Origin of the sequence: Ornithinimicrobium kibberense (assembly GCF_006519705.1) — a bacterium.
Lineage (GTDB): Bacteria > Actinomycetota > Actinomycetes > Actinomycetales > Dermatophilaceae > Ornithinicoccus > Ornithinicoccus kibberensis.
Genome location: NZ_VFXM01000051.1, coordinates 1 through 352, shown reverse-complemented (window position 1 = coordinate 352; position 352 = coordinate 1). Strand labels below are relative to the sequence as shown.

The window sequence follows — 352 nt, the reverse complement described above, 5'->3', positions numbered from 1 at the left end:
GTCTTGACCGCGTGGAAGAAGACACCCTTGCCGTTGAGGTTGGTCTCGGCCGTCGGCCCGCCGTCCTGGTACTCGTGCTCGTGATCGATCTGCCACCGTTGCGGCGGGGTCCGCTCCCCCGGACCACGCCCGTACACATCCGCCGCCGCGATCTGGCGGCGCATGTCCGCGTCGGGCCGGTAGGAGGCGATCGTCCGCTCGATGCACCGCCCGTCGGCCGGGTCAACCAGGATCCGGTGCATCGTGCTCCCCGGAGCCAGCGCCAGGTCCCGCGCCTGCCCAGGGGTCAGGAACGCAGGGTGCAGCCCCAACAGCTCGGCCACCGTGCCCGACCAGGCCACCCCCGGCAACG

1 protein-coding gene is annotated in these 352 nt (G+C 71.9%); it reads right to left on the bottom strand.

Translation table 11 applies throughout. From position 1 onward, the window contains the following. Positions 1 to 352: HNH endonuclease signature motif containing protein (locus FJR00_RS15895; protein WP_181409683.1), on the bottom strand; the 352-nt coding region annotated here is incomplete at both ends.